Source organism: Mesocryomonas lacus (assembly GCF_055730135.2).
Window position 1 is genome coordinate 1 of the sequence record NZ_JBUZWE020000043.1, and the last position, 1773, is coordinate 1773.

Consider the following 1773-nt stretch of genomic DNA (forward strand, 5'->3'; position numbering starts at 1 on the left):
CTCCTGCTAATTGTCGATCGAGTATGCCTACTGCTAAAGGCGAGCACAAAGTATCGACTATCTTCCAGTGCACATTATCGGATTTCACGCTAACCAAACCTTAAATGTCCGTCATCAGGTGTCTTGGCAAGAATCGGACAGGCTTGGAGAGACTTTCGGATGGAAGAAGCAGCACAGATCTGGATCATGGTTGCCGCGATCGCCGGCGGCCTGCTGGGCGCCCGCCTGGCTCGGATCACGCCTTGGAAAGGCGCCCTGATGATCGTGGTCGGGCTGATCGTTGTGGTCGCGGTGCACGTCGTTGCGAAAACCGACAGTGAACTTCTGCTTTTCGCCGTGGCGGTCATTGCCATGGGCATCACCGGCGGCGTGATGAAGCTGTCTGGCCGCGAGATGTCATCGGTCGTGATGTGCGGATCCGTCCTTGGCGCCATAGCCATGGCCGTTGCCGGCAGCCATTGAGGCAGACGGCCGAGGACGCCGGCCACCGGATGTTTCCTCTGGCGGCGACATCCTCTGGCTCTTCATCATCAGTTCGACGGCGAGACCACCACGGCGGCGCGTGGCATCACCGCAGACATGCCTACGGCAGTGGCGATCGCCCTGCCGACAGAGGCGGGTGCCTGTACTGCCTGGGTGACTGACACGCTTACCGGCGCCGAGATGTTGTTCGTGACCGGGAACGAACGGCTGTCGTTCACCACGGCCGACATATTTGCCGGAGCGCCACCGATTGCGTCATGGACTGTATCCCTTTCAGCGTCGAGACGAGCCCCACAGCGTCGATCACATCCGATCCCTTGATGCCGGCCATGAAGCTCCCGAAGCGATCCATCAGGCTGCCGAACTGCTCCCGCAGCGAGGACATAGAGTCGCGTTCGGCTTCAGCGTGCGACGGACCAGCCGATGCCCTCTGCGGGCTTCCTTCCCCCGAGAGGCTTTTGAACAGGTTGGAGGGCGTAGGCACGTTCGCGTCAGCCCACTCATTCAACGCTTTGCCGCGGGCTGCCGCTTCATCAGGGGTGGCATTGGCCAGCGAGTCGATGGTGGCAGCAACACTGAAGCCTGTCGTGGCTGCCCGGCCAGCGCCAATGCCTGGCGTCTTCCCGGGGCGGCCTCTGCTGCCCTTGCCTTGGCTCAGCGCCTCTTCGGCTGCGCCCGCCGCTCCGGATGCTGCATCAATCCGAAACCCTTGAAGCTGCCTCCCATCAAGCTCGAGCGGGTTCGTTCATCTACCCAACCCGGAAGTGATTTCCGGCGCCGCAATGGGCCGAAAGTGGACCGTCCGCTCAGGATCAGAAAAAAGGCTGATAGCTGCCGTCGTTGACTCACAGATCGAACCACAGCGGTCCGCTTGGTGAGATGATCGCTAGTCCTTGAAAAGCATACCGTTATCGTTACTGCTCAGCGAAAGCCTTATGGCGCTCGTACCGTTCGATCGGCGCATCTGTGACGGGGAAGATCGACTGGAAGCCGTTCTGGAATGCTTGTCCAACGCGCGTCAGTTGCCCTAGCAGCCTGTGCACGTTTCCAGGGGTCTCTCTGATCAGCTGACCAAGTCGCACGCCTTGCTCCCCGCTTTTCTCCAGGTAGTTCTGATCCGCCACACCTCCGAAGTGCTCGTAAATGTGCCGCCGCTCCGACATCATCTTGATAAAGGTCTTCTCGTGCCCCGGGATGCCGCCAAGGGGATCGATGTCAAAAACTCTGCCGATGTCTGTCCACGTCGAGTGGTCAGGATCAACGAAGGTTGGACGGCCAAGTCGGTTCCGG

The 1773-nt window shown here is 60.3% G+C and carries 3 protein-coding genes; 1 reads left to right on the forward strand and 2 read right to left on the reverse strand.

Annotation, left to right across the window (positions count from 1 at the left end):
• Positions 1-159: 159 nt before the first annotated feature.
• Entirely contained in the window at positions 160-462 is a 303-nt protein-coding gene (locus ACZLZY_RS24815) for a hypothetical protein (protein ID WP_472936631.1), read from the forward strand.
• 235 nt (positions 463-697) lie between these two features.
• On the opposite strand, the gene ACZLZY_RS24820 is transcribed toward ACZLZY_RS24815, so the two are convergent.
• Both ACZLZY_RS24820 and ACZLZY_RS24825 read right to left on the reverse strand, forming a co-directional pair.
• Positions 698-868 (reverse strand): hypothetical protein, encoded by a 171-nt coding sequence (locus tag ACZLZY_RS24820; protein WP_472936632.1) that lies wholly within the window; start codon positions 866-868, stop codon positions 698-700.
• A gap of 529 nt (positions 869-1397) precedes the next feature.
• The coding region (locus tag ACZLZY_RS24825) for a hypothetical protein (protein WP_472936633.1) at positions 1398-1773 on the reverse strand (376 nt) is incomplete at its 5' end.

What these genes read in the sequence shown, in the direction of transcription:
- ACZLZY_RS24815 (WP_472936631.1), top strand. Translation starts at nt 160, where the DNA reads ATGGAAGAAGCAGCACAGATCTGGATCATGGTTGCCGCGATCGCCGGC.
- ACZLZY_RS24820 (WP_472936632.1), bottom strand. Translation starts at nt 868, where the DNA reads ATGTCCTCGCTGCGGGAGCAGTTCGGCAGCCTGATGGATCGCTTCGGG.